The organism is Pseudomonas sp. CFBP13528 (genome assembly GCF_005233615.1).
GTDB classification, from domain to species: domain Bacteria; phylum Pseudomonadota; class Gammaproteobacteria; order Pseudomonadales; family Pseudomonadaceae; genus Aquipseudomonas; species Aquipseudomonas fluorescens_AM.
On sequence record NZ_QGAJ01000002.1, the window covers coordinates 688855 to 711560 of the forward strand.

General features: G+C 58.9%; 19 protein-coding genes. 5 read left to right on the top strand and 14 right to left on the bottom strand.

The window, feature by feature from the left end:
* Positions 1-112: 112 nt before the first annotated feature.
* Positions 113-1207, top strand: coding sequence for a PLP-dependent cysteine synthase family protein (locus tag PspCFBP13528_RS06625; protein ID WP_065951978.1), 1095 nt, complete (start codon positions 113-115; stop codon positions 1205-1207).
* 61 nt (positions 1208-1268) lie between these two features.
* Here the strand turns inward: PspCFBP13528_RS06625 and PspCFBP13528_RS06630 are convergent, their stop codons facing one another.
* The 3 genes from PspCFBP13528_RS06630 to PspCFBP13528_RS06640 all read right to left on the bottom strand — a co-directional run bounded on the left by PspCFBP13528_RS06630 (position 1269) and on the right by PspCFBP13528_RS06640 (position 4354).
* Entirely contained in the window at positions 1269-2882 is a 1614-nt protein-coding gene (locus PspCFBP13528_RS06630) for an NAD(P)/FAD-dependent oxidoreductase (protein ID WP_137199836.1), read from the bottom strand.
* Between the two features lie 105 nt (positions 2883-2987).
* The gene (locus tag PspCFBP13528_RS06635; protein ID WP_065951980.1) at positions 2988-3659 is read right to left on the bottom strand and encodes a hypothetical protein; all 672 of its coding nucleotides are present in this window, start codon (positions 3657-3659) and stop codon (positions 2988-2990) included.
* 95 nt (positions 3660-3754) lie between these two features.
* Positions 3755-4354: a short chain dehydrogenase gene (locus tag PspCFBP13528_RS06640; RefSeq protein WP_137199837.1), complete on the bottom strand. Its 600-nt coding sequence runs from the start codon at positions 4352-4354 to the stop codon at positions 3755-3757.
* A gap of 104 nt (positions 4355-4458) precedes the next feature.
* On the opposite strand from PspCFBP13528_RS06640, the gene PspCFBP13528_RS06645 reads away from it, so the two are divergent.
* Positions 4459-5373, top strand: coding sequence for a LysR family transcriptional regulator (locus PspCFBP13528_RS06645; protein WP_137199838.1), 915 nt, complete (start codon positions 4459-4461; stop codon positions 5371-5373).
* Here the strand turns inward: PspCFBP13528_RS06645 and PspCFBP13528_RS06650 are convergent.
* The 9 genes from PspCFBP13528_RS06650 to PspCFBP13528_RS06690 form a co-directional block, all read right to left on the bottom strand.
* The gene (locus tag PspCFBP13528_RS06650; RefSeq protein WP_137199839.1) at positions 5364-5849 is read right to left on the bottom strand and encodes a DoxX family protein; all 486 of its coding nucleotides are present in this window, start codon (positions 5847-5849) and stop codon (positions 5364-5366) included. The genes PspCFBP13528_RS06645 and PspCFBP13528_RS06650 overlap by 10 nt on opposite strands.
* Positions 5846-6622: a DNA-binding domain-containing protein gene (locus tag PspCFBP13528_RS06655; RefSeq protein ID WP_137199840.1), complete on the bottom strand. Its 777-nt coding sequence runs from the start codon at positions 6620-6622 to the stop codon at positions 5846-5848. Before PspCFBP13528_RS06655 ends, PspCFBP13528_RS06650 begins: the two co-directional genes overlap by 4 nt.
* Positions 6619-7497, bottom strand: a complete 879-nt coding sequence (locus tag PspCFBP13528_RS06660) for a DUF692 domain-containing protein (protein ID WP_137199841.1) — start codon at positions 7495-7497, stop codon at positions 6619-6621. Before PspCFBP13528_RS06660 ends, PspCFBP13528_RS06655 begins: the two co-directional genes overlap by 4 nt.
* Before the next feature lie 22 nt (positions 7498-7519).
* The gene (locus PspCFBP13528_RS06665; protein ID WP_065932827.1) at positions 7520-7816 is read right to left on the bottom strand and encodes a DUF2282 domain-containing protein; all 297 of its coding nucleotides are present in this window, start codon (positions 7814-7816) and stop codon (positions 7520-7522) included.
* Positions 7817-8056: 240 nt separating this feature from the next.
* Entirely contained in the window at positions 8057-8758 is a 702-nt protein-coding gene (locus tag PspCFBP13528_RS06670) for an ABC transporter ATP-binding protein (RefSeq protein WP_065932826.1), read from the bottom strand.
* 1 nt (position 8759) lies between these two features.
* A complete protein-coding gene (gene livG, locus PspCFBP13528_RS06675) occupies positions 8760-9527 on the bottom strand; it encodes a high-affinity branched-chain amino acid ABC transporter ATP-binding protein LivG (RefSeq protein WP_065893410.1) in 768 nt (255 codons plus the stop codon).
* The gene (locus PspCFBP13528_RS06680) at positions 9524-10777 is read right to left on the bottom strand and encodes a high-affinity branched-chain amino acid ABC transporter permease LivM (RefSeq protein WP_065886144.1); all 1254 of its coding nucleotides are present in this window, start codon (positions 10775-10777) and stop codon (positions 9524-9526) included. Before PspCFBP13528_RS06680 ends, livG begins: the two co-directional genes overlap by 4 nt.
* The gene (livH, locus tag PspCFBP13528_RS06685) at positions 10774-11697 is read right to left on the bottom strand and encodes a high-affinity branched-chain amino acid ABC transporter permease LivH (protein ID WP_065951982.1); all 924 of its coding nucleotides are present in this window, start codon (positions 11695-11697) and stop codon (positions 10774-10776) included. Before livH ends, PspCFBP13528_RS06680 begins: the two co-directional genes overlap by 4 nt.
* A 227-nt stretch (positions 11698-11924) precedes the next feature.
* Positions 11925-13052 carry a branched-chain amino acid ABC transporter substrate-binding protein gene (locus tag PspCFBP13528_RS06690; RefSeq protein WP_137199842.1) on the bottom strand — a complete coding sequence of 376 codons (1128 nt, stop codon included), beginning with the start codon at positions 13050-13052 and terminating at the stop codon, positions 11925-11927.
* Between the two features lie 341 nt (positions 13053-13393).
* Here PspCFBP13528_RS06690 and PspCFBP13528_RS06695 point away from each other — a divergent pair, with 341 nt between their 5' ends.
* Both PspCFBP13528_RS06695 and PspCFBP13528_RS06700 read left to right on the top strand, forming a co-directional pair.
* On the top strand, positions 13394-13696 hold the full coding sequence (locus PspCFBP13528_RS06695; protein WP_017530446.1) for a DUF2288 domain-containing protein: 303 nt from the start codon (positions 13394-13396) through the stop codon (positions 13694-13696).
* A 375-nt stretch (positions 13697-14071) separates the two neighbouring features.
* Positions 14072-18127, top strand: a complete 4056-nt coding sequence (locus tag PspCFBP13528_RS06700; RefSeq protein ID WP_137199843.1) for a DUF6543 domain-containing protein — start codon at positions 14072-14074, stop codon at positions 18125-18127.
* A gap of 63 nt (positions 18128-18190) precedes the next feature.
* Here PspCFBP13528_RS06700 and PspCFBP13528_RS06705 read toward each other — a convergent pair whose 3' ends face one another.
* Together PspCFBP13528_RS06705 and PspCFBP13528_RS06710 are read right to left on the bottom strand one after the other, a co-directional pair.
* A complete protein-coding gene (locus PspCFBP13528_RS06705; protein ID WP_137199849.1) occupies positions 18191-20455 on the bottom strand; it encodes a bifunctional diguanylate cyclase/phosphodiesterase in 2265 nt (754 codons plus the stop codon).
* 137 nt (positions 20456-20592) lie between these two features.
* Positions 20593-20961, bottom strand: coding sequence for a YkgJ family cysteine cluster protein (locus tag PspCFBP13528_RS06710; protein ID WP_065952026.1), 369 nt, complete (start codon positions 20959-20961; stop codon positions 20593-20595).
* A 249-nt stretch (positions 20962-21210) separates the two neighbouring features.
* On the opposite strand from PspCFBP13528_RS06710, the gene PspCFBP13528_RS06715 reads away from it, so the two are divergent.
* A complete protein-coding gene (locus tag PspCFBP13528_RS06715) occupies positions 21211-22557 on the top strand; it encodes an MFS transporter (protein WP_065952025.1) in 1347 nt (448 codons plus the stop codon).
* The last annotated feature ends 149 nt before the right edge of the window (positions 22558-22706 follow it).

The window sequence follows — 22706 nt, forward strand, 5'->3', positions numbered from 1 at the left end:
TGGCGTTGCGTCTAAGCCTAGCAATTGTGTGTCCAATTGAGTCGTTACTGTATCTGTGTGCAGTGTAGGAAACCCCCTAATATCAGGCCCAAATCCTTAGAGAAGCCTCGTCATGAGCGACCACCGTCCCTGGGCCCGCGAAGCCATTCGTATCATTGAAGCGGATTTCCAGCGCAGCGCCGATACCCACCTCATCCCGTTGCCATTGCCGGGCTTGCCGGGTATCGAGTTGTATTTCAAGGATGAGTCCAGCCACCCGACCGGCAGCCTGAAGCACCGGCTGGCGCGTTCCCTGTTCCTGTACGCGTTGTGCAACGGCTGGCTGAAGCCGGGTGCACCTGTGATCGAGGCTTCCAGCGGTTCGACGGCCATCTCCGAAGCCTATTTCGCGCGCCTGCTCGGCCTGCCGTTCATTGCCGTGATGCCCGCCACCACCTCCCAGGAAAAGATCGCCCAGATTGCCTTTTATGGCGGCAAGAGCCACCTGGTGCAGGACCCTACGCAGATCTATGCCGAGTCCGAACGGCTGGCGCAGGAAAGCGGCGGCCACTTCATGGACCAGTTCACCTACGCCGAGCGCGCCACCGACTGGCGCGCGAACAACAATATCGCCGAGTCGATCTTCCAGCAGTTGCGCTTCGAGCAGCACCCGGAGCCCAGTTGGCTGATTTCCAGTCCGGGTACCGGCGGCACTACCGCGACCCTGGGACGCTATGTGCGCTATCGCCAGCATCGCACCCGCGTGCTGTGTGCCGATGCCGAACGTTCGGTGTTTTTCGATTATTACCTGAGCGGCGACGCCAGCCTGCGCCTGGACTGTGGTTCGCGGATCGAAGGTATCGGCCGGCCACGGGTCGAAGCCTCGTTTTTGCCTGCTGTGATCGATGCGATGGTCAAGGTGCCGGACGCGCTGTCCCTGGCGGCCATGCATTACCTGGCCGAGCGGTTGGGGCGGCGAGTGGGAGGCTCCAGCGGGACGAACCTGATCGGTGCCCTGGTGGCTGCGCAACAGATGAAAGCGGCGGGGGAGTCGGGGTCGATCGTGGCGATTCTATGTGATGGGGGAGAGCGCTATGCCACGACTTACTATGATCCGGCGTGGCTGGCGGGGCAGGGGTATGACTTGCAAGGGTTGATCGCGGCCGTTGCGGCAAGTGTCGAGCAGGGTGAGTCACTGCCGGACAGCATCCTGCGCGCCAATATCTGACACACCGCAAACCAAATGCGGGAGGGGGCAAGCCCCCTCCCGCAGGTTTACAACAGCGTTCTCAGGCTTCGATGCCCAGCATGTCCCGCGCCAGGGCCTCGGCAATCCGAATGCCATCGACGCCTGCCGAGAGGATGCCCCCGGCATAACCCGCGCCTTCACCGGCCGGAAACAAGCCTTTCACATTCAGGCTCTGCATCGATTCATTACGGGTAATCCGCAGCGGCGATGAGGTGCGCGTCTCGATACCGGTCAAGACCGCATCGTGCAGCGAATAGCCTTTGATCTGCTTCTCGAATGCCGGCAAGGCTTCGCGGATGGCTTCGATGGCGAAGTCCGGCAAGGCCAGGGCCAGGTCACCCAGCGATACCCCCGGCTTATAGGACGGTTCCACGCTGCCAATGGCCGTGGACGGTCTGCCTGCGATGAAATCGCCGACCAACTGCGCCGGGGCCTCGTAATTACTGCCGCCGAGCACGTAAGCATGCGACTCCAGGCGCTCCTGCAGTTCGATACCGGCGAGCGGCCCGCCCGGGTAGTCAACCTCGGGCGTGATGCCGACCACGATGCCTGAGTTGGCGTTGCGCTCATTACGCGAATATTGGCTCATGCCGTTGGTCACGACGCGATTGGGCTCCGACGTCGCTGCCACTACGGTGCCGCCGGGGCACATGCAGAAGCTGTAGACCGAGCGACCGTTTTTGGCGTGATGCACCAACTTGTAATCGGCGGCACCGAGTTTCGGGTGCCCGGCATATTTACCCAGGCGTGCGGCGTCGATCAACGATTGCGGGTGCTCGATCCGGAACCCCACCGAAAACGGCTTGGCTTCCATGTACACGCCACGGCTGTGAAGCATGCGGAAGGTGTCGCGGGCACTGTGGCCCAGGGCAAGGATCACGTGCCTGGAAAGGATGTGCTCGCCGCCATCGAGGACTACGCCATTCAACTGGCCATCTTCGATCAGTACGTCGGTGACCCGTTGCTCGAAGCGTACTTCACCGCCCAGGGCGATGATCTGCTGGCGCATGTTTTCCACCACGCCGGTCAGGCGGAACGTGCCGATATGCGGTTTGCTGACATACAGAATCTCCTCCGGCGCGCCGGCCTTGACGAACTCGTGCAGCACCTTGCGCCCGTGGAATTTCGGGTCCTTGATCTGGCTGTACAACTTGCCGTCGGAGAAGGTCCCGGCGCCGCCTTCGCCGAACTGCACGTTGGACTCGGGGTTGAGCACGCTTTTGCGCCACAGGCCCCAGGTGTCCTTGGTGCGTTGGCGCACTTCCTTGCCACGCTCGAGGATGATCGGCTTGAAACCCATCTGTGCCAGCAGCAACCCGGCGAAGATTCCGCAGGGGCCGAAACCGACCACCACCGGCCGTTCGACCAGGCCTTGCGGTGCCTTGCCCACCACGTGGTAGCTGACATCCGGCGCCGGATTGACGTTGCGATCATCGGCAAACTTGAGCAGCAGGGCGGCTTCGTTCCTCACATTGAGGTCGACGGTGTAGATGAAGCACAGTTCCGAGGACTTCTTGCGGGCATCATAGCTGCGCTTGAACAGGGTGAAATCGAGCAGGTCATCACTGGCGATGCCCAGGCGCTGCACGATGGCAGGCCGCAGGTCTTCTTCGGGATGGTCGATGGGCAGCTTGAGTTCGGTGATTCGTAACATGACAGGATCCGGTAGGCGGCGGGCAAGAAGCCGGCTGTTTTGCAAACCGGCGATTATAAGCCCCAATAGGGTTTTTCCGTCAGGTTAAAACAGTGCGGGTGACAATCAGTCGTCCCGCGAGCCGCCAAATGCCGCGCAACCACGCTGTACCTGGCCGTTGACACGCAATTCGGCGCTCATGTGTTGCAGGCTGCCGCTTACGCTGTCGACGCAGCGCTGCGGGGCGACCCACAATTCGATGTGCTGGTTATTGGCGTCGGTCATCAGGTTGAAGCGCCCATCACCCAGTTGCTCTTCAACATAAGGCACCGCCAGTGGGGGTTGGCCTTCGCGCTCCAGCACCATGCCCTTGGCCGTGACGCTCATCGCCCAGGCCGGCTTATGGCCGTTTGCCCGCAGGATCATGCGTTTGAAGTCCGCATCGTTGCAGGCCGATGTCGAGCGCTCGACGCGGTACAGCTGTTGCAGGTCCACCGAGCCCTGGGTGCCGCTGGCGACGCCGGAGAACTTGCCACGCAAGTCGGCGAACAACGTGCCTTGCTGGCCCGCCAGGGAGGCGGCTTCCTGCAGGATGCTGGTACCGGCGGTATCGTTGACCACGTAGTTGCGCTGGTCGCCGCAGGGCTGGAACAGCAGCTTGCCGTCAACCGCTGTCAATTCGCCCTGCATGCGGGTCAGCCCGGCGGTAGACAGCTTGGCCGGCTCGCTGTCGAACATCTGGCACGCGGCAAACAAGGGGAACAGGGCTAGCAAGGTAAGGGTCGAGGCGGCACGCATTTTCGGTCTCCAGACAAGTGCCGTCACGTTACGCAGGCTCGCGCCGCATCACAAGCCCGCAGCCCAGCTTCAGGCGATTCTTACAACGCTGAAACTCAGCCCACGATAAAGGTCTGACCGGTCTGCAAGCCCTCGACACTTTTCGCGTAGGCTAAAGCCACTTCGGCGCCGGCCACCGGTTTGAACCCACGGAAATACGGGGCGTAGCTGTCCATGGCTTCCACCAGTACCGTCGGGCTCACCGAATTGACGCGCAACCCCCGGGGCAGTTCGATGGCCGCTGCTTTGACGAAGGCGTCCAGCGCGCCGTTGACCAGCGCCGCCGAGGCGCCGGTGCGAATCGGATCACGGTTCAGAATGCCGCTGGTAAAGGTAAACGACGCGCGGTCATTGGCGAACTCCCGGCCGATCAGCAACAGGTTGACCTGGCCCATCAGCTTGTCACGCAAGCCCAGTTCGAAGTCGGTTGCGCTCATCTCGCCCAGCGCCACAAAGTTCACGCTGCCTGCCGCGCAGATCAGCGCGTCGAACTTGCCGGTCTGCTCGAACAGCGTGCGTATCGAGGCGCTGTCGCTGATATCGACCTGGAAGTCGCCGCTGTTGCGGCCGATGGCGATCACGTCGTGGCGCTGCGCCAGCTCGGCCTTGACGGCTGAACCGATCGTGCCGCTGGCACCAATCAAAAGAATTTTCATCGTGCTGTTCCTCCAGGGGTTAGATGAAGGTTAAGTCTAGAGTGGCTTTTTCCCTGGATAAACGCGCTAATAGGCAACCGTTGGTTTTCATTTTGAAACAATCGATGAGCGAAATGGACGATCTGGCGGCTTTCGCCGTATTGGTCGAAGCCGGCAGTTTCACCCTGGCGGCCGAGCAACTGGGGTGCAGCAAGGGGCAATTGTCCAAGCGGATCAGCCAGTTGGAAGCGCAGTTCGCGGTGGTGCTGTTGCATCGCACCACGCGCAAGCTGAGCCTGACCGCCGCAGGCGCCGCATTGCTGCCCCAGGCACAGGCGCTGGGGGTGCAGGTGGAACGTGCGCGTCAGGCCTTGGCGCGGCTTAAGGATGACTTGGCCGGTCCCGTGCGTATGACGGTTCCGGTTTCCCTGGGAGAGACGTTCTTCGATGGCTTGTTGCTTGAGTTTTCCAAGCAGTACCCCCAGGTGCAGATCGAGCTGGAACTGAACAACCGCTATCGAGACCTGGCGCGGGACGGGTTCGACCTGGGCGTGCGCTCGGGGGCCATCGAGAACGAGCGCCTGGTGGTCAAGCCGCTGTTGGCCTGGCACGAGATGACCTGCGCCAGCCCGGCCTACCTGCAACAGCACGGCGAACCGCTGTGCCCGGCGGATTTGGCGGGCCACACCTGTTTGCTCAACAGCCACTACAGCGGCCGCGAGGAATGGCTGTATCACCAGCAGCACGAGCTATTGCGTGTGCGAGTGAGCGGCACCTTCGCGTCCAACCACTACAACCTCTTGAAGAAGGCCGCATTGGTGGGCGCCGGTATCGCTCGCCTGCCGTCCTACCTGCTGCCGGCGGAACTGGCCGATGGTCGATTATGCGCGCTGTTGCGTGGCTATCAGACGCGCAGCCAGCCGATGTACCTGGTGCATCCCTATCAAGGTGGCCTGCCGCGACGCACCCAGGTGCTGGCCGACTACCTGGTGGACTGGTTCAAGCGCAGCGGTGCAACGCTGGATCGCCTTCAGCGGTAGTGCCGAGCGATCCAATGGTCGATGGATAACCGGCCCGGGCCCTTGGCCACCAGCAGTAATAACAGCGCAATCCAGGTGCCATGGGTGGGGTAAGCGTCTGGATAGACAAACAACTGAATGGTCAGTGTCATGCCAAGCAAGGCAAGGGCCGAGAATCGCGTGGCCAATCCCAGCAGGATCAGCGCCGGAAAAACGTGCTCGGCAAACGCCGCCAGGTGCGCGGCGACTTCGGCGGACAACAGCGGGACGTGATATTCGCTGCGAAACAGTGGCAAGGTCGAGGCGGCAAATCGAGGTTCGCCGAGTTCGAAGGTGCCGTTGATCAGATCGATGGCAAAACCTTCAACCTTGGTTTGCCCGGACTTCCAGAACACCGCCGCAATGGAGAAGCGTGCGATAAAAGCGATCAGGCTGTAGGGGATTTTTTCGAAAAGGTCGATGGCTTGTTTCAGCAGGCCGGCAGCGGAACGGTTCATGGCGATACCTTTTGTTCCAGGTGTAAATGAGTGATGGCGTCGTGACGGATCAATAGCGTCAGGCACCGATGCAGGTCGAATTCGGACGAGGCCTGCAAGGCATGCTCCACCGCCATTTCCAGCCCCGTGCCCTGGTTCAGGCAGTTGATAAAGCTCACCGAGCCGCTGTCGATGGCGAAGGTCTTGACCGCCAGCCCCTGGCGCAACACCAACGCATTTTGCGCAGGCCAGGGGCTGAAACCCGTGACATCGCCGTCATCCTGGTGAGCGGCCCATACCGCCACCACCGCATAGGGTGAGCGCAAGGTGGCGAGGGATGGATGCAATTGCAGGCTCAACTGCCCCAGGTTTTCCTGGCCCTGCAGGTGCTGAAGAATGTGCTGCTGGCACAGCGCCGGCGTGTCGGCTGCGTGATAGGCACGCACCCGCAGGCGCTCCAGCCGTGCGACATCCGCCAGGTAAGGCACGCTGTCGGCCGGTTCGAATGCCTGGATAAAATCGGCCAATCTGCTGCCGTACTCGTTGATCAACGGGCTGCCAGGCGGGTTGGCCTGGATAAAAAGGCCCGCCATGGCACGGAAGAATTCATCGCCCACCAGTTGCATCGTCACCGGATAACTGGCTGCCAACGCATTGATCAACGAGCCATGGACATTGTTGCGATACACCGCAAAGCGGCTGGCGGGGTCGGCGCCGTTGCTGCTGAACAGGCCATCCGGGCAGCAGTCGTGCGCTGCGAGCAGGGCGTTGGCGAACGCATCCTGAAGGCTCATGACATCACCCGCGACAGATGCCATTCGGCTTGCCGGGCCTCGGCGTGCAGCACGCTGAAGGCCGGCACCCGGTTATCGCGCTCGATCAGCGTGGCCACCGGCCCCGTGCGCTCGAGCACCTGTGCGTAGAGCCGCCACACCGCATCATCGACCGGCGCGCCGTGATCATCGATGAGCAGTCGGTCGCCCAGGCTGTCAGTGTCTTCGGCAAAGCCGGCCAGGTGTATCTCGCCGACAGCATGCAAAGGCAAGGCATCGAGGTAGGCCAGCGCATCACGTTGATGATTGACGCACGACACGTAGACGTTGTTCACGTCCAGCAGCAAACCGCAGCCGGTGCGCCGGACGATTTCGCTGATGAAGTCGGTTTCGTCCAGGGTGGAGCGCTGGAACTGCACATAGGTCGACGGGTTCTCCAGCAGCATCGGCCGCTTGAGTGTGTCTTGCAGCTGATCTATGTGCTCGCAGACACGAGCCAGCGCTTGCGCATCGTAGGCCAGGGGCAGCAGGTCATTGAAAAATACCGGACCGTGGCTGGACCAGGCCAGGTGTTCGGAAAATGAGTGGGGTTGATAGCGATCGATCAGCCTGGCCAACCTTGCCAGGTGCTGAGGGTTGAGTGGACTTTCGCCGCCGATGGAGAGCCCCACCCCATGCAGCGACAGTGGGTAGCGTTCGCGGATCAAGCCCAGGTGGTGGTGGAAAGGCTCGCCGGCAACCATGTAGTTTTCGGCGTGCACTTCAAAGAAACCGATGTCGGGGCGGGTCTCAAGCACTTCCTGGAGGTGCTCGGTCTTCAGCCCCAGCCCGGCCCTGTGGGGGAGGCCGGGCACCTGAGCCGGTGAGACCGTGGGAGAGAGTGAAAGCGTCATCATCAGTCCTCAGGGTTTTCGGGATTCAGGACTTGGCGGTAAAGGCTGCTTCCTGACCGAAACCGGTCGGCGAGGTGGTGCTTGGGGTTTTGAGGCAGGTACCGGCTGGGACCAGTTTCCAGGCGTTGGCCTGGTCTTTGGTTTTAGAGGTACCGGCGCATGAAGTACCGGCGCCTGCGGCGCAATCGTTCTTGCCGGCCTCGGCGACGCCGAAGCATTTCTGCATGTCGTCGGCGGCATGGGCGGTGGTGGTCAGGGCAGACAGGCTCAGGGCCGAACCGAGGGCCAGGACGAGGGTGGCGGCGGACAGTTTGGTGGTCATGGTGTGTCTCCAGCAGTGGGTTGAAAGAGCAGGCTCGATTGCCTGCTTGCACCACTAGAGAGAGAGGGGAGGGGTTCGTTACAAGATCAGTCGAAATTTTTTCACGTTACGCAAAGCAAAATGTGGGAGGGGGCTTGCCCCCGATGACAGTGTGTCAGGCACAGGACATGTGACTGATATACCGCTATCGGGGGCAAGCCCCCTCCCACATTTAGATCCAGTTTACTCAGTAACCGGATCTTAGCCGCCCAGGTACGCCTCCCGCACCTTCGGATCCGTCAGCAGCTGCTCGCCAGTGCCCTGCATCACCACCCGGCCGTTCTCCAGCACATAGGCGCGGTCGGCGATTTTCAGTGCCTGGTTGGCGTTCTGTTCCACCAGGAACACGGTCACTCCGTCCTTGCGCAGTTGTTCGATGATGTCGAAGATCTGCTGGATGATGATCGGTGCCAGGCCCAGGGAGGGCTCGTCCAGAAGCAACAGCTTGGGCTTGCTCATCAATGCGCGGCCGATGGCGAGCATTTGCTGCTCGCCGCCGGACATGGTGCCGCCACGCTGGCTGAAGCGTTCCTTGAGACGCGGGAACAGGTGCAACACCTTGTCCATCTGTTCCTGATAATCGCCCTTGTCGGTAAAGAACCCGCCCATGGCCAGGTTCTCTTCCACGGTCAGGCGCGAGAACACGCGACGGCCTTCCGGTACCACCGCAATGCTCTTGCGCATGATTTCGGCGGAGTGCTTGCCCACCAGTTCTTCACCCATGTAGCGGATGCTGCCGCTGTGGGCCTGGGGCGACCCGCACAGGGTCATCAGCAGGGTGGACTTGCCGGCACCGTTGGCGCCGATCAGGGTCACGATCTCACCCTGGCGCACTTCCACATTGACGCTGTGCAGGGCCTGGATCTTGCCGTAGAAAGTGGAAACGTTTTCGAATTGCAGCATTTTACGCTTCCCCCAGATAGGCTTTGATCACTTCGGGATTGTCGCGGATCTGCTCCGGCGTCCCGTCGGCCAGCGGCGTGCCCTGATTGATCACCACGATATGGTCGGAAATGCTCATGACCAGTTTCATGTCGTGTTCGATCAACAGCACGGTGGCGTTGTTTTCCTCACGCAACACGCCGATCAGCGCCTTGAGGTCTTCGGTTTCCTTGGGGTTCAGGCCGGCCGCCGGTTCGTCGAGCATCAGGATCCGCGGGCGGGTCATCATGCAGCGGGCGATTTCCAGGCGACGTTGCTGGCCGTAGGCGAGGGTGCCGGCCGGACGGTTGGCGAACTCGGTGAGGTTGACCTTGTCCAGCCAGTATTCCGCGTACTCCATGGCCTCGCGCTCGCTCTTGCGGAACGCCGGGGTCTTGAACAGGCCTGCGAAGAAGTTGGTGTTCAGGTGACGATGCTGGGCGATCAGCAGGTTCTCGACCGCCGTCATGTCCTTGAACAAACGCACGTTCTGGAAGGTGCGCACCACACCCTTGCGGGCAATCTCGTGACCGGCCAGGCCCTGGATCGGCTGACCGTCCAGCAGGATATTGCCGCCGCTCGGCTTGTAGAAACCGGTGAGGCAGTTGAACACCGTGGTCTTGCCGGCGCCGTTCGGGCCGATCAGCGCCACAACCTGCTTCTCCTTGACGGTCAGGGCAACGCCATTGACCGCCAGCAATCCGCCGAAGCGCATGCTCAGATTTTCGACTTTCAGGATCTCGCGGCTCATTTGCGCAGCTCCATGTGTGGACGTTGCATGGGCAGCAGGCCTTGAGGGCGCCAGATCATCATCAGCACCATGAGGGCGCCGAACATCAACATGCGGTATTCACTGAAGTCGCGCATCAGTTCCGGGAGCAACGTCATTACCACGGCAGCCAGAATAACGCCCAGTTGTGAACCCATTCCGCCCAATACGACAATCGCCAAAATGATTGCTGACTCGAGGAAGGTAAACGACTCAGGTGTAACCAGCCCCTGACGTGCAGCAAAGAAGCTGCCGGCAAAACCGGCGAATGTCGCCCCGAGGGTGAATGCCGAGAGTTTGATTACTGTCGGGTTCATACCCAGCGCCCGGCAGGCTATTTCGTCCTCACGTAATGCTTCCCAGGCTCGGCCGATCGGCATGCGCAGTAAGCGATTGATCACGAACAAGGTCGCAAGCACCAGCAACAGCGCAATCAGATAGAGAAACACTATCTTGTCAGATCCGCTGTAAACCAAACCGAAGTACTCATGAAACGTTTGTCCGCCATCAGGCGCAGTTTTATCGAGCGGAAGACCGAAAAACGTTGGCTTGGGAATGTTGCTTATGCCGTTCGGCCCACCGGTGAGGTCGGTCAGGTTGCGAAGAAACAGACGAATTATTTCCCCGAAGCCGAGCGTCACGATTGCCAGGTAGTCGCCGCGCAGTCGCAACACTGGGAAACCCAGAAGGAAACCGAAGGTGGCAGCCATCATTCCGGCAATTGGCAGGCAGATCCAGAAGCCCCAGCCGAGGTAGTGCGACAGCAGTGCGTAGGTATAAGCGCCAACAGCGTAAAAGCCTACGTAACCCAGGTCGAGCAACCCCGCCAGGCCCACCACAATGTTCAACCCCAGCCCAAGCATCACGTAAATCAGGATCAAGATACCGATATCCACCGCACCTCGGGAGCCAAAAAACGGCCATACAAGGGCGGCGGCGATCAGGGCGATGATGATGTAACGCTGTGTACGCGGGAGGGTCAGGAATTGGCTGACCTTGGGTGAAACCAACGGACCACGATTGCGTTTGAATAACCCACCAAGCTGGTGGGTAAACAGTACCCGCAAAAACATCAGAACCGAACACACCGCGATGATGCTCAACGTCAGCGGCCCGGTGCCATGCACTTCCAGGTTGATGCCGACAATGCTCAGCTTGAGGCCGAGTACCGGAAAGGCCACGGCCCATACCAGCAAGGCGCTGAAAAACGCCGATTTAAGATATCTGCTCATACTTTCTCAACCTCCGGACGGCCCAGGATGCCGGTCGGACGGAACAACAACACCAGAACCAACAAGCCGAATGCCACGACGTCCTTGTACTGGTCACCGAAGATGTCGGCACCGAAGGCTTCGGCCACGCCCAGCACCAGCCCGCCGAGCATGGCGCCCGGAATGCTGCCGATGCCGCCCAGTACCGCCGCGGTAAAGGCCTTGAGGCCTACCAGGAAACCGGCGTTGGGGTTGATCACGCCGTACTGCATGCTCAGTAGCACGGCAGCGACCGCCGCCAGCGCAGCACCGATCACGAAGGTCAGGGCGATGATGTTGTTGGTGTTGATGCCCAGCAGGTTGGCCATCTTGATGTCTTCGGCGCAGGCCCGGCAGGCGCGCCCCAGGCGGGAGCGGGAAATGAACAGCGTGAGGCCGAGCATGGCCACCAGGGTGACGATGAAGACCAGGATCTGCATGTAGGAGATCAGCACTTCCTGCGCACCACCGGGGCCGAAGGAAATGCTCCCCGGAATCAGGTTGGGAATGGATTTGTCCTTGGAGTCCTGGGACAGCAATACGGTGTTCTGCAGGAAAATCGACATGCCGATGGCGGAAATCAGCGGGATCAATCGGTTGCTGCCACGCAAGGGGCGGTAGGCAACACGCTCGATACTGTAGCCATAGGCACTGGTCACGACGATCGACGCAAGGAACGCAGCGGTCATCAACAGCGGCAGGGAGTGGATACCCATCATGGCCAGCCCGGCGAGGGCGATGAAGGCCACGTAGGAACCAATCATGTACACCTCGCCATGGGCGAAGTTGATCATTCCAATGATGCCGTAGACCATTGTGTAGCCAATGGCTATCAAGGCATAGGTGCTGCCAATGGTCAGGCCATTAACCAGCTGTTGGAAAAAATGATAGATCTCAGGCATTACAGCGCTCCTAAAAACCCGATACGCATTTCACTGGTGGAGTCATTTCCGGCTCGGTGCCCTGTTCTGTGACCAGGTTGCACAAAGCGTTTGCCAGCGAACCGCTGGTGACGGTTTTAAGATTTTCAGGTGAGCCAGCGCCCGGATCGCGGGTGCCATGGCCCATAAACCTCGTAAAACAAAGCCCACTGCTTGAACAGTGGGCTTGTTGACCAGTAATGCCTGGCTTACTGAGGGGAAACTTCAGTTTTTGGTTTGCCGAAGTGCCATTCGTAGACCACGAACTTGAAGTCCTTCAGGTCGCCCTTGGCATCGAAGCTCAGGTCGCCGGTAGGGGTCTTGAAGGTACCGGCGTGGATGGCTTCGGCCACCTTGGTGGTGTCTTCGCTTTTGGCGGCCTTGATACCGCCGGCGATCACTTCGATGGCCGAGTAGGCCGGGAACACGAACGGACCGGTCGGGTCCTGCTTGTTCTTGGCAAACTCTTCAACGATGGCTTTGTTGGCAGGGTCGGTGTCGAAGGATTTCGGCAGGGTCACCAGCAGGCCTTCGGAAGCGCCCTGGGCGATTTGCGAGATGGAGTCGTTGCCGACGCCTTCAGGGCCCATGAACTTGGCGTTCAGGCCTTTTTCCTTGGCCTGGCGCAGGATCAGGCCCAGCTCAGGGTGGTAGCCACCGTAGTAGACGAAGTCGACGTTGGCTTGCTTGAGTTTCTGTATGATCGAGGAGAAGTCCTTGTCACCGGCGTTCAGGCCTTCGAAGACGGCAACCTTGGTGCCTTTCTTCTCCAGGGTCTGTTTGACCGCAGTGGCGATGCCTTCACCGTATTGCTGCTTGTCGTGCAGTACGGCCACGATCTTCGGCTTCACGTGGTCGGCGATGTAGTTGCCGGCCGCCGGGCCTTGTGCGCTGTCCAGGCCGATGGTGCGGAAGATCAGTTTGTAGCCACGGGCGGTGATTTCCGGGCTGGTGGCGGCCGGGGTAATCATGATCACGCCTTCGTCTTCATAGATATCCGACGCTGGCTGAGTGGAGCTGGAGCAGAGGTGACCGACCACGAACTTGACGCCGTCGTTGACCACTTTGTTGGCTACGGCAACGGCCTGTTTCGGATCGCAAGCGTCATCGTATTCCTTGGCTTCAAGCATTTTGCCGTCTACGCCGCCCTTGGCGTTGATGTCGGCGATGGCCTGCTTGGCACCCATGAATTGCATGTCGCCGTATTGCGTTACAGGACCGGTCTTGGGACCTGCGATACCGATCTTGATGGTATCGGCTGCGAACGAATGGCCGGCAACCCCAGCCAGGACCATAGCGGCAAACAGTTTGGAAATCTGCTTAGTAGCCTTATTCATAGTGCTCCACTCTTACTGTTGTATTTTTTATAGTTCTAGCGGCCTTGTGAGCTGCAGAACCGGATCAGATATCGCGGATATCCCCCCGGCATTGCCCCGGCAACTGTACCGGTACAGTGTAGAGCGCCGGTTGATCGCTTGAAAAGCTGGCTGCCGGGGGCAAAACCGAGTTGTGTCGCTTAAATGAAAGAAAAAGACAGAATTGCGGCGGGGTCATGCCAGCCTTTCAAGCATTCCGTGGCTTTTCCGACACTTTCAATCGCCAGCTCATTTGCTACTGGGTTTTTCTGCCTGAGTTACGGGGCTATGATTGCGCCGATTTTTTACTCAGGTGAACTCCCATGACGCAAGAACCTAGCACCCTCTATGCCAAGCTGCTCGGGGAAACCGCGGAAATTTCCTGGAAAGAGCTCGAGCCGTTCTTTGCCAAGGGTGCCCTATTGTGGGTCGACGCCGGCCTTGATTTGATCGAAGCGGCCGAGGGAATGGCCGAAGACAACCGCGACAAAGTCGCTGCCTGGCTGGCTGCGGGGAGCCTTGGCGAAGTGTCTGCGACGCGGGCATTGGACCTGGTTGAACGTGATCCGAGCTTGTGGGCGGTGGTGGTTTCACCGTGGATTCTGATCCAGGAAAGGGCAGCATAAGAAAAGACCGCACAAAAAGGGTGCGCGTTTTGCGTTGAAAAAAGTGTGTAGTGCAGTAACTACCAGCGCAGTGATGGCATCTTGCCGTGAAGAAAGGTCACAGCGCGCCCTGACGCGCACGTCACGGGAACAGTTAAGCTGAAGGTTATCCTTGAAGTTAATTGTTTCTTGGTGTGAGAGATGCTGAGGTTGCCCCAGGCTATATATAGAGCACCTGCCGGAAGAGGCGCGATGTCACGCTGAGTTTTTAGGTCTTAAGGCTCAGCTATGCAACCTCGGTCATCTTCACCCTCCCTCAGTCTTCTATTGGCTCAGGACAACGATTACCAGACTCACTATCGGACAAGACTCGAGTGGATCGACCAAGAGCTTCTAATGCTCAGGCAGCGACCGTCATTTCTGTCCTTTGTAAATCATTCGTTTAACGCTGCGTTTACCTCCAGCGAGAAACCACTGCAATCCAATCGAATTTTCATCACCAGCCATACTCATGACGAGGTGGTGATTCCAGCAGACGTCAGCGTTGTTCTGCTGCCCAGCGTGTTGGATGCGGTGGTGCGCAGAATCGTAGATAAACAGCCTGCATCGTTTGCCAGTCGCTTGACTACCTTCAGCTTCGGTCGGGGAGAAGAGGACGATAAAGATTTACCCGCATCGCTGACACCGGCTGCCTTTGACACCTTTGTCGATAACGTTGCAGTTTCGCTGGAGACTGCTTACCAGGCTCATCTTGATACCTTCTGGAATAAAACGCTTGAGGGAAGCGCCCGCTCCTACAAGCAAAAGGTTATTTCAAGGCGTGAGGATCAGCTACGCGTGGAGGCTACGCTGCTCAGGGGTGACGGAACGCTGAACTCGGGTGGCGTGTTGTTGGTTGAAGAGTTTCTGGCATTTTCCGATGCGTCTGCCCGTCAAGGCAGGCCTTACAGGGCCGCTGCCTATGCATTGGCGCTCAGAGATGGCAGCCAGTCGCCGAATATGCCCTTGCATGGCGCATTGGTGCTGACCTCTCGGGACCCGTCATATTCTGAGTCAGATATTACCGCGACGCTCCCGCCCCCCAGCATTCGCCCGATCCAGACCGATGCCAATGTTGGTTTTGTCGTGTTGTTCACACCCAACCAAGGGCTGGAGGCATTCGCCTCATTGGCCCTTCTGGATAAGGAACTTCACCGTCGGCTCAATAAGGATCATGAGTTCGAGAGTGTTTTTGCACTTCTGGCGGACAGATACGGTGAACGTGCGACGACCCTTCGCAACAAGGTGCAGCAAGCGGACTGCTTTGACTACACGGAAATTCTGGAGTCGGTGTTCAGCGCCAGTGTGGAGTCTCAATATCAGAAGTTGATTCAAGACTTCATGTTCATGGTGGGCGTGTACCAGGCTCGCGGTGTGCAGACCGACATGAGCCAATTACCGGACAGCCTGGATCTCACGACTGACATGAGCAAGTTGTTCAGCTTGAGCGGCGTGTTGATGGCTCGGGAAACCAAGCGGTCAAAAGCAGAGCTTAACGCGTTTTTGAGGACGGCCTCGGAAACCGATAAAGCCGCGTGGGCGGCAGCGACGCGTGACTATCTGCAGGTGCTGCAAAGTGCTTGCGCCGCAGACGGCTTGCCCTCTATTTCACAGTTTGGTGACCGTACAGCACTATTGGATTACAGCAGGACACGGCTGTCGGAAGTGCTCGAGATCCAATATGGCATTGATGCAGATCCGGACGACATCCGGGTGACCATTCGACGGCCCAATCCTGCCGGTGGCATTTATTTTTCAGGTGCCAGGCCTAATCCTCAAACAGGTCAGGCTCGCTATAAAGTCCAAACGAAGACCCTGACCGAATTGGCAGTGGAGAACGTCGAGTATTTCGACCAGGTCTTTGTTGATAAATCCAGGTTAAGTCTGAACAACCAGCCTTATACAGAGCTGACCCCGCAGCACGTCAAAGACTTGGTGCGTGAGCTGGATATTGGCAGCGCCTACGAGGGGTTTCTCACAGCGCGTTTGTTGACGTCTCACGAAGCGCAGAGTTTAAAGAAAGACTTTGTGCGGGTCATGGAAAAGCAACTGAGGGTCGATGCGCTTGAGGCGAAAATTGCCGGAGACTATTCGCCTGATTCGCTGGACCGCGCCTACCACTGGGTCAAAAGTGTACTTGATCACCCCACGCAGACCGATCAGCGGGCCACAGTGGGTGGGCACGGAGTCATTGTATCGGCGTTGGTTATCCGTGATATCGCGGTGCGCGGCGTTTTGGTATTCCGTTCTGCCAGTTCAACGATTCATTCCAAGGTCGTCTATACCCCTCGGGCTCCGGGTGGCCGGGTATTTCACGAGTATGAGAGCAGCACACAGTTGCTTGAGCGGTTTATCAATAACAGCGCCTGGCATGATTATCTGTTCGACAATATGGAAGGTGCCTATCAGCCAAGGTTACGCAGGAAGCTGGCAAGTGGTATTTACTACACCGAATTCGACTACTTGAACATTACCCGCCATGTGTTTGAGCGTGCCTATGACATCGAGGCGCGCAACGCCATCGAAAAGGCTAACCGTAACTCAACCAGTACTCATGAAGCGGATGTCCGCAGCGTCTGGACCATTGTCGAAGGTGTGGTAGAGGTGGCCTTGGCGGTTTTGCCGGTGCGAATCACGTTTGTCATCGGTCTTGTACGAAGCGCGTTTGCCTTGAACCAGGCTGTTGAGGCCTTGCAAAAAGACGACAGTGTGGCGGCGAGCTATGAGTTTGTCAGGGCCTTCAGCCATCTGATCGGTGCGCTGGTGGACGGCGCCATAGGGTTTGCACCGGTGCGTGTGGGCGGGGTGCCTGGGCACGCGGGCTTACCCTCTGATAGGGCACTCAGGGCTGTGCCTAAAGACGTTACCCCGTTGGTGGGTTGGGAAGGCAAGGGGATTTACACCCGAGCGGGAAACGGTGCAAAACCCGGCCAGCACTTTTTGCATGAAAAGGGCCAGTGGTACAAGGTTACCTATGATGAAGTCTCGGGTGCCAAGACCTGGCGTCTACAAAAACCACGTCGTTCGGCAGAGCACTCGTATCACCTGCCGCCCATTGCACAGAATACATTGAACGAGTGGGTCATCCGTTCCCCTGAAATAGGGTTGAAAGGTGGCGTTCACTCTAGAATGGCGCGGGATGACTTGATGCGTTTGTATCCTGATCTGGGGCCGCAAGCAGCGGGGAGAGTGCTGGATTCGTTTCAGTTTCCTGCGGGCGCTGAAAGAGCCTGGGAGCTTCGTTTCTCGAGGCGACTGTGGGATAGTCAGGCCCCTCTGCAACAGGCGTTTTTAAGAGAGATTCCAAGCGAGTTTCATCAGTATCTTATAGTGCCTCTTGATCAGGCCCGACTGCGGATGCAGGGTATTGACCAGATAGCAGGTGCAGCCCCTGTTGCCGTGACCCCCGTTCGCGCAAGTGTCATCCAGAGCAATCATTGGAAAACCTGGGGTAAAGTCATTAATTCCGCAGTATTGGAAGTTCATCCTGGCCACCCTTCAATATACCGGTATAAGAATGTTCCTGGCACTTGGTGGCGGCACCAAGAGGGCAACTTTATCAAGGTAGAGGGTGCTTACTACAGGCTCACTGATAAGAGTGAGATCACGTTGACGCCGCCGTTTTATGTGCGCAATCCTGACAGCGCCTACAACACCTTTGATAGCTTCGAACTCATGTTGCGTCATAATCCCGCCGAGCAGCCCAGGCTGGCTACGTATAATCGCGCTACGTCGACCTGGCATGTTTCTAATCTGATGTCGTTCGAGAAAAGCCTGGTGAGTTATGCTGCCGATATTTTCCCTGAACTGACGCCCGGGAGTCAGGTGCAGCTTGTCAGGGCGATGTTTACAGAGTTCGCCTCTATTAGTTATTCAAATATGAATTTTTTGCGCGAATGGCGCACAGGGGCGTTCCGGTCAAACGATCCTATATCAATGATGGAGTACCGTGGTTCGGTCGCAGGAGCAAATCCCAGGTACAACATCGGTCGAGTGACCGAGGATGTGCGATCGGGCGCTTTTGGGCGCTTGGATTTCTCATTCAATGCCCTTCACCCACATCTTCACCACGCGATCACCCGCCCAGGACCTGCTACGTTAAGGCCGCTGATGGTCGAGGCGATGAGGCATGTGGCTCGTGTTGATTTAGTAGAGTCATTGTCGTCTTCCACCCGATTGTTCTTTCAGCGGGCAGGCGACGTTACGTTGTATTGCCTGCATTGCGTCAATGTCAGCGAGACGTTCGTCAGGACAAACAGCTTTCAACTCTATAACCCCTCGTTAATGACCAGCACTGGACTCGTCCGCTCTGCGGTGCAAGCCAATAAACTGATAAACCTGGTAGGGGGCATTCAGCGTAGTGCTCGTGCGCCGCAACAGGCCCAGGTATTTATCTTTAAAATTATCCGATAGGCCCGCTGAATCAGGCCGTCTTGCTGGTGTGGCTATGGTTCCATGAGACGCACTGGCGGCGCCTCAGCGAATCGGCCTGACGATAGACGGCGGGCCGATACGCGCCGGGGCAGGGTCTTTTGACGGTGGGGCGTCTTTGCTGCCCTCCATGCTGGACGGGTAAAGCGGGTTGCGCATCGCGATGCCCTGGATCACGCCGATGACGTCATTGAAGGGCACCGCCGGGCTAAGCAGGTAGCCCTGCATAAAGTCACAATCGTGCTTGAGCAATAGCTCGAACTGCGCCTGGGTTTCCACCCCTTCGGTCACCACCTGCAAGTGCAGGATATGAGCCATGCCGATAACCGCCTGGACGATCTCGCTGTCTGCGGTGGACTTGGGAATGTCCTGGATAAAGGAGCGGTCGATCTTCAAGGTGTTGATCGGCAGGCGCTTGAGATAGGCCAGGGACGAATAACCGGTACCGAAATCGTCGATCGCCAGGGAGACACCCAAGGCACGGATTTGCCGCAGCAGCGCCAGGGTGCTGCTGATGTTGCCCATCAGCGCATTCTCGGTGACTTCCAGTTCCAGGCGGTTGGCCGCCACGCCGGCGAAGCGCAGGGCGGCTTCGATTTCATCGGCCAGTTCGTCCCGTGCCAGGTTCAGGGCCGAGCAGTTCACGGACATGGTCAACTCGGTGTAGCCCCGGTCAGACAGCAGGCTCAAATCATGGCACGCCTGGCGCAATACCCAGTGATCCAGTTCGGCGATCAAGCCGTTGTTCTCGGCGATGCCGATAAACCGGTCCGGGGTCAGCAGCCCATGTTGGGGGTGCTGCCAGCGCACCAGGGCCTCCAGGCGCGTGACCTTGCCGAGCTTGATGTCGAAGATCGGTTGATAAAACAGCACCAGTTCGTTGCGTGCACGCAAGGCGGCGCGCAGTTCTTCTTCCAGTTGCAGTTCCAGGAATGCGCGGGTTTTAAGGTTGGAACTGAAGAAGTTCAGGTTATTGCGCCCGGCGTCCTTGGATTGATATAGCGCCAGGTCAGCGGTTTTCAGCAGCTCTTCGCACGTTTGGCCGTCATCCGGGAAAAGGCTGATGCCGATGCTGGTGGTCATCACCATACGCCGGCCCGCCAGTTCGATGGGTTCTTTCATCTGCTGCATGATGCGCTGGGCCAGGCGCCGGGCTTCGTCGCGGTGATGAATAGTGATCAGGATGCAGAACTCATCCCCGCCGAAACGCGCGACCACGTCGGCATGGCTGCGCACCGAGCTTTTGATATGGCTGGCCAGCACGGTGAGCAATTGATCGCCGGCATCGTGCCCAAGGCTGTCGTTGATACGTTTGAAATGGTCAATGTCGAGGAAGATCAACGCCATCATGCCGTTGGAAGCCGTTTTTTCAGCGACCTTTTCCGCAAAGATCTGATTGAAGCCCCGTCGGTTGAGCAAGCTGGTCAGCGCGTCGTAATGGGCGACCTGCTGCAACGAGGCACGGGCCTGGTCCAGTTCGCTGAGCAGCGCATTGACCCGGCGCAGGTCGCGCTCCTTGTGTTGCAGTTTTTTGTCCGCCAGGGCCGCACTGACGCTGCTGCCGATCACCAGCAAGGTAATCACCGCCACCGACAGGCCCAGTTGCATGGGGTTGTTATCCACCGGCAGTGACAGATTCACGCCATTGGGTACCAGCATTTGCATGGCCGCCATGCCGGTGAAATGCATGCTCAGAATGCCGGCGCCCAGCACCAGGCTGGCGGCGTATTTGAGCAATTGGTGAAAGACGCCGGCACCGTTGCGCAGGTAGCTCGACAGCAACAACGCCGCGAGGCTCGCGCCGATGGCAATCGCCACCGACGCCATGAACAGCCCGGATTCGAAGTACACCTGCGCCTGGGAGCGCATGGACGACATGCCGACGTAGTGCATCAGGGCGATGCCCAGTCCCATCCACACCGAGGCCAGCACGTACTGGTGCAAGCGCAGGTGCGCGTGACTGAGGGTTTGCATGGCGAACAGCGAAGCGATCAGCGCGATGACCAGCGAGACGAAGGTCATGAGCAGTTCGTAATGAATGGCGATAGGCGCCTGGAATGCCAGCATGCTGATGAAATGCGTCGACCAGATACCGCCCGCCAGGCAGCCCGCGCCCAACCAACGCCAGCGGCGGCGGGCGGTGGGGTCTTCCACATGACCGACGCGTTCGGCCATGTCCAGCGTGCCGAAGCCCGCCGCACAGGCGACCAGGTAAGCCAGTAGCACCAGAAAGGGGTTATGACTGCAATTGAGTAATAAGTGCCCGTTGTCTGGGAGGTCGGTGAAAAAGTGCAACCCCAGCCATTCCATAGCGAGTCCCGTCATAGCGTCGCGTCACCGCCTGAGGCGATGACCTATGAGATCGAGTATAGAAGCCTCGCGGGATTTTCCATGAATAATGGCACTTTGATTCAATTCTTTTTGCATGCCGCCCATCGCGTTTGATGCTAAGCGCTGATGGGCAGATCCAGTTCGAAAGGTCGCTCCTGGAGGGGCGCCAGACCGAAGGCGGCACGGGCGGCATCGCAATCGACGTTTTGCACGCCCTGGCTCCACGAGGCGTCGAATTCGCGGCAGGGGCTTGAGCGCTGTTCATAGATGGAACAACGCGTGCCTTTACCCACTTCGCCCTCGAGGCTGCAGCAGCGTGCGGGCTTCTGGTCGGTTCCGATCATCGCCACGCGGGTGGGGTTGATCTGCACCACCAGATCATCGGGCACCGTACCGCCCGATGAGGCGCATTCGCCCCAGAAGAAAGACACACGGAAGTGTGAACAGCAGGCACCGCAACTCAGACACGGACTGGCTTCGGACATGGGCGTCATCGATTAGGGTAGGTAAGGGGGGACTGCGGGAAGGCTCGCCATTCTATCCGGGTCATGGCCGTTGGGAAGGGGGGCGCCTATATATATTTTCGTAGGGAAAATCCCGTAGTTTCGGGGATATCACGCCCTATCAGCTTTACGAATCATTACAGACAAGCGCCGCGAGCCTGACTATGTTGCAGCAACCTGAGCAGGATGCAGTGGGCATCGCAGCTCTCATAACAATAAAGAGACGGACCCATGCAGAACTCGACCCAAGCGGCGAATGCCTGGCGCATTCTGTTCCTGCTGTTCCTCGCCAACCTGTTCAACTTCTTCGACCGCACCATTCCCGCGATCATCATCGAGCCGATCCGCATGGAGTGGCATCTGAGCGACTTCCAGCTCGGCATCATCGGTACCTCTTTCACCATCGTTTATGCCATCGCCGGGCTGCCGCTGGGGCGCCTGGCCGACACGGGTTCGCGCAGCAAACTGATGGGCTGGGGCCTGTTTGCCTGGAGCGGGCTGACGGCGATCAATGGCCTGGTTGGCAGTTTCTGGAGCTTCCTGTTGGTGCGCATGGGCATTGGCATCGGGGAAGCCAGCTATGCCCCCGCCGCCAATTCGTTGATCGGCGATCTGTTTCCCGCCCACCGCCGCGCACGCGCCATGGGGATCTTCATGCTCGGCCTGCCGCTGGGCTTGTTGCTGGCATTTTTCACCATCGGCGCGATGGTCAAGGCGTTCGACAGCTGGCGTGCGCCGTTCTTTATTGCTGCCGTGCCGGGGCTGATCCTCGCGGTGTTCATGTTCTACATCAAAGAGCCCAAACGCGGCGCTGCCGAATCGGTGCAAGTGTCCCAGGCGCGCGTCGACCGCCCGATCCGCCGTGTACTGGCGGTGCCGACTTTCCTGTGGCTGGTGCTGGCCGGACTGTGCTTCAACTTCGCTACCTATGCGTGCAATTCATTCCTGGTGCCGATGCTGCAACGTTACTTCCTGATGCCTTTGCAGGAGGCGGCGGTGGCCACCGGTGTGATCGTCGGCCTGACCGGTCTGGTGGGCCTGACCCTGGGCGGCTGGATTGCCGACAAGATCCACCAGCGGGTCGCCAATGGCCGGCTGCTGTTCGCCGCGTGCAGCCTGATCATCTCCACGGTCACCACCGCCTGGGCACTGCATGCCGGGCGTATCGAGATCGGGGTGTTCGTCCTGCTGTTCAGCGTGGGCTGGCTGTTTGCGTACAACTTCTATACCTGCGTGTACACCGCGATCCAGGACGTGGTTGAACCGCGCCTGCGGGCCACGGCGATGGCGTTGTTCTTTGCCGGGCTGTATCTGCTGGGTGGGGGGATGGGGCCGATCGTGGTGGGCGGGCTGTCTGATCACTTTGCCCATGCGGCGATGTACGCGGCGGGGGCGGAGCAGATGACCGAGGCTTATAAGGCGGTGGGGTTGCATGACGCCATGTACCTGATTCCGGTGGCGTTGTTTCTGACCATGCTGTTTCTGTTCCAGGCTTCGCGCAGTTTTGTGCGTGATGCCAAGCGGATGAAGGAGGGGTTGAGTGCGGTGGAGGTGCCGGCTGCGGCGGCGACAGCTTGAGACCGAGGTGAGTCTATGGGGCTCCCCCACATTTTGATGTGTGAACACAGTCAAGTGTGGGAGGGGGCTTGCCCCCGATGGCGGCCTCCGGGCCGACCAGGATGTTGGATCAGACCGAGTACATATCCGTTTCTGCGGTAACGGCTGCT

Coding starts and splice junctions, on each gene's coding strand:
- PspCFBP13528_RS06680 (WP_065886144.1), bottom strand. CDS start 10,777: ATGAGCAGATATCTTAAATCGGCGTTTTTCAGCGCCTTGCTGGTATGG.
- PspCFBP13528_RS06665 (WP_065932827.1), bottom strand. CDS start 7,816: ATGACCACCAAACTGTCCGCCGCCACCCTCGTCCTGGCCCTCGGTTCG.
- PspCFBP13528_RS06715 (WP_065952025.1), top strand. CDS start 21,211: ATGCAGAACTCGACCCAAGCGGCGAATGCCTGGCGCATTCTGTTCCTG.
- PspCFBP13528_RS06645 (WP_137199838.1), top strand. CDS start 4,459: ATGAGCGAAATGGACGATCTGGCGGCTTTCGCCGTATTGGTCGAAGCC.
- PspCFBP13528_RS06640 (WP_137199837.1), bottom strand. CDS start 4,354: ATGAAAATTCTTTTGATTGGTGCCAGCGGCACGATCGGTTCAGCCGTC.
- livG (WP_065893410.1), bottom strand. CDS start 9,527: ATGAGCCGCGAGATCCTGAAAGTCGAAAATCTGAGCATGCGCTTCGGC.
- PspCFBP13528_RS06705 (WP_137199849.1), bottom strand. CDS start 20,455: ATGGAATGGCTGGGGTTGCACTTTTTCACCGACCTCCCAGACAACGGG.
- livH (WP_065951982.1), bottom strand. CDS start 11,697: ATGCCTGAGATCTATCATTTTTTCCAACAGCTGGTTAATGGCCTGACC.
- PspCFBP13528_RS06655 (WP_137199840.1), bottom strand. CDS start 6,622: ATGAGCCTTCAGGATGCGTTCGCCAACGCCCTGCTCGCAGCGCACGAC.
- PspCFBP13528_RS06670 (WP_065932826.1), bottom strand. CDS start 8,758: ATGCTGCAATTCGAAAACGTTTCCACTTTCTACGGCAAGATCCAGGCC.
- PspCFBP13528_RS06710 (WP_065952026.1), bottom strand. CDS start 20,961: ATGTCCGAAGCCAGTCCGTGTCTGAGTTGCGGTGCCTGCTGTTCACAC.
- PspCFBP13528_RS06635 (WP_065951980.1), bottom strand. CDS start 3,659: ATGCGTGCCGCCTCGACCCTTACCTTGCTAGCCCTGTTCCCCTTGTTT.
- PspCFBP13528_RS06695 (WP_017530446.1), top strand. CDS start 13,394: ATGACGCAAGAACCTAGCACCCTCTATGCCAAGCTGCTCGGGGAAACC.
- PspCFBP13528_RS06650 (WP_137199839.1), bottom strand. CDS start 5,849: ATGAACCGTTCCGCTGCCGGCCTGCTGAAACAAGCCATCGACCTTTTC.
- PspCFBP13528_RS06660 (WP_137199841.1), bottom strand. CDS start 7,497: ATGATGACGCTTTCACTCTCTCCCACGGTCTCACCGGCTCAGGTGCCC.
- PspCFBP13528_RS06630 (WP_137199836.1), bottom strand. CDS start 2,882: ATGTTACGAATCACCGAACTCAAGCTGCCCATCGACCATCCCGAAGAA.
- PspCFBP13528_RS06700 (WP_137199843.1), top strand. CDS start 14,072: ATGCTCAGGCAGCGACCGTCATTTCTGTCCTTTGTAAATCATTCGTTT.
- PspCFBP13528_RS06690 (WP_137199842.1), bottom strand. CDS start 13,052: ATGAATAAGGCTACTAAGCAGATTTCCAAACTGTTTGCCGCTATGGTC.
- PspCFBP13528_RS06625 (WP_065951978.1), top strand. CDS start 113: ATGAGCGACCACCGTCCCTGGGCCCGCGAAGCCATTCGTATCATTGAA.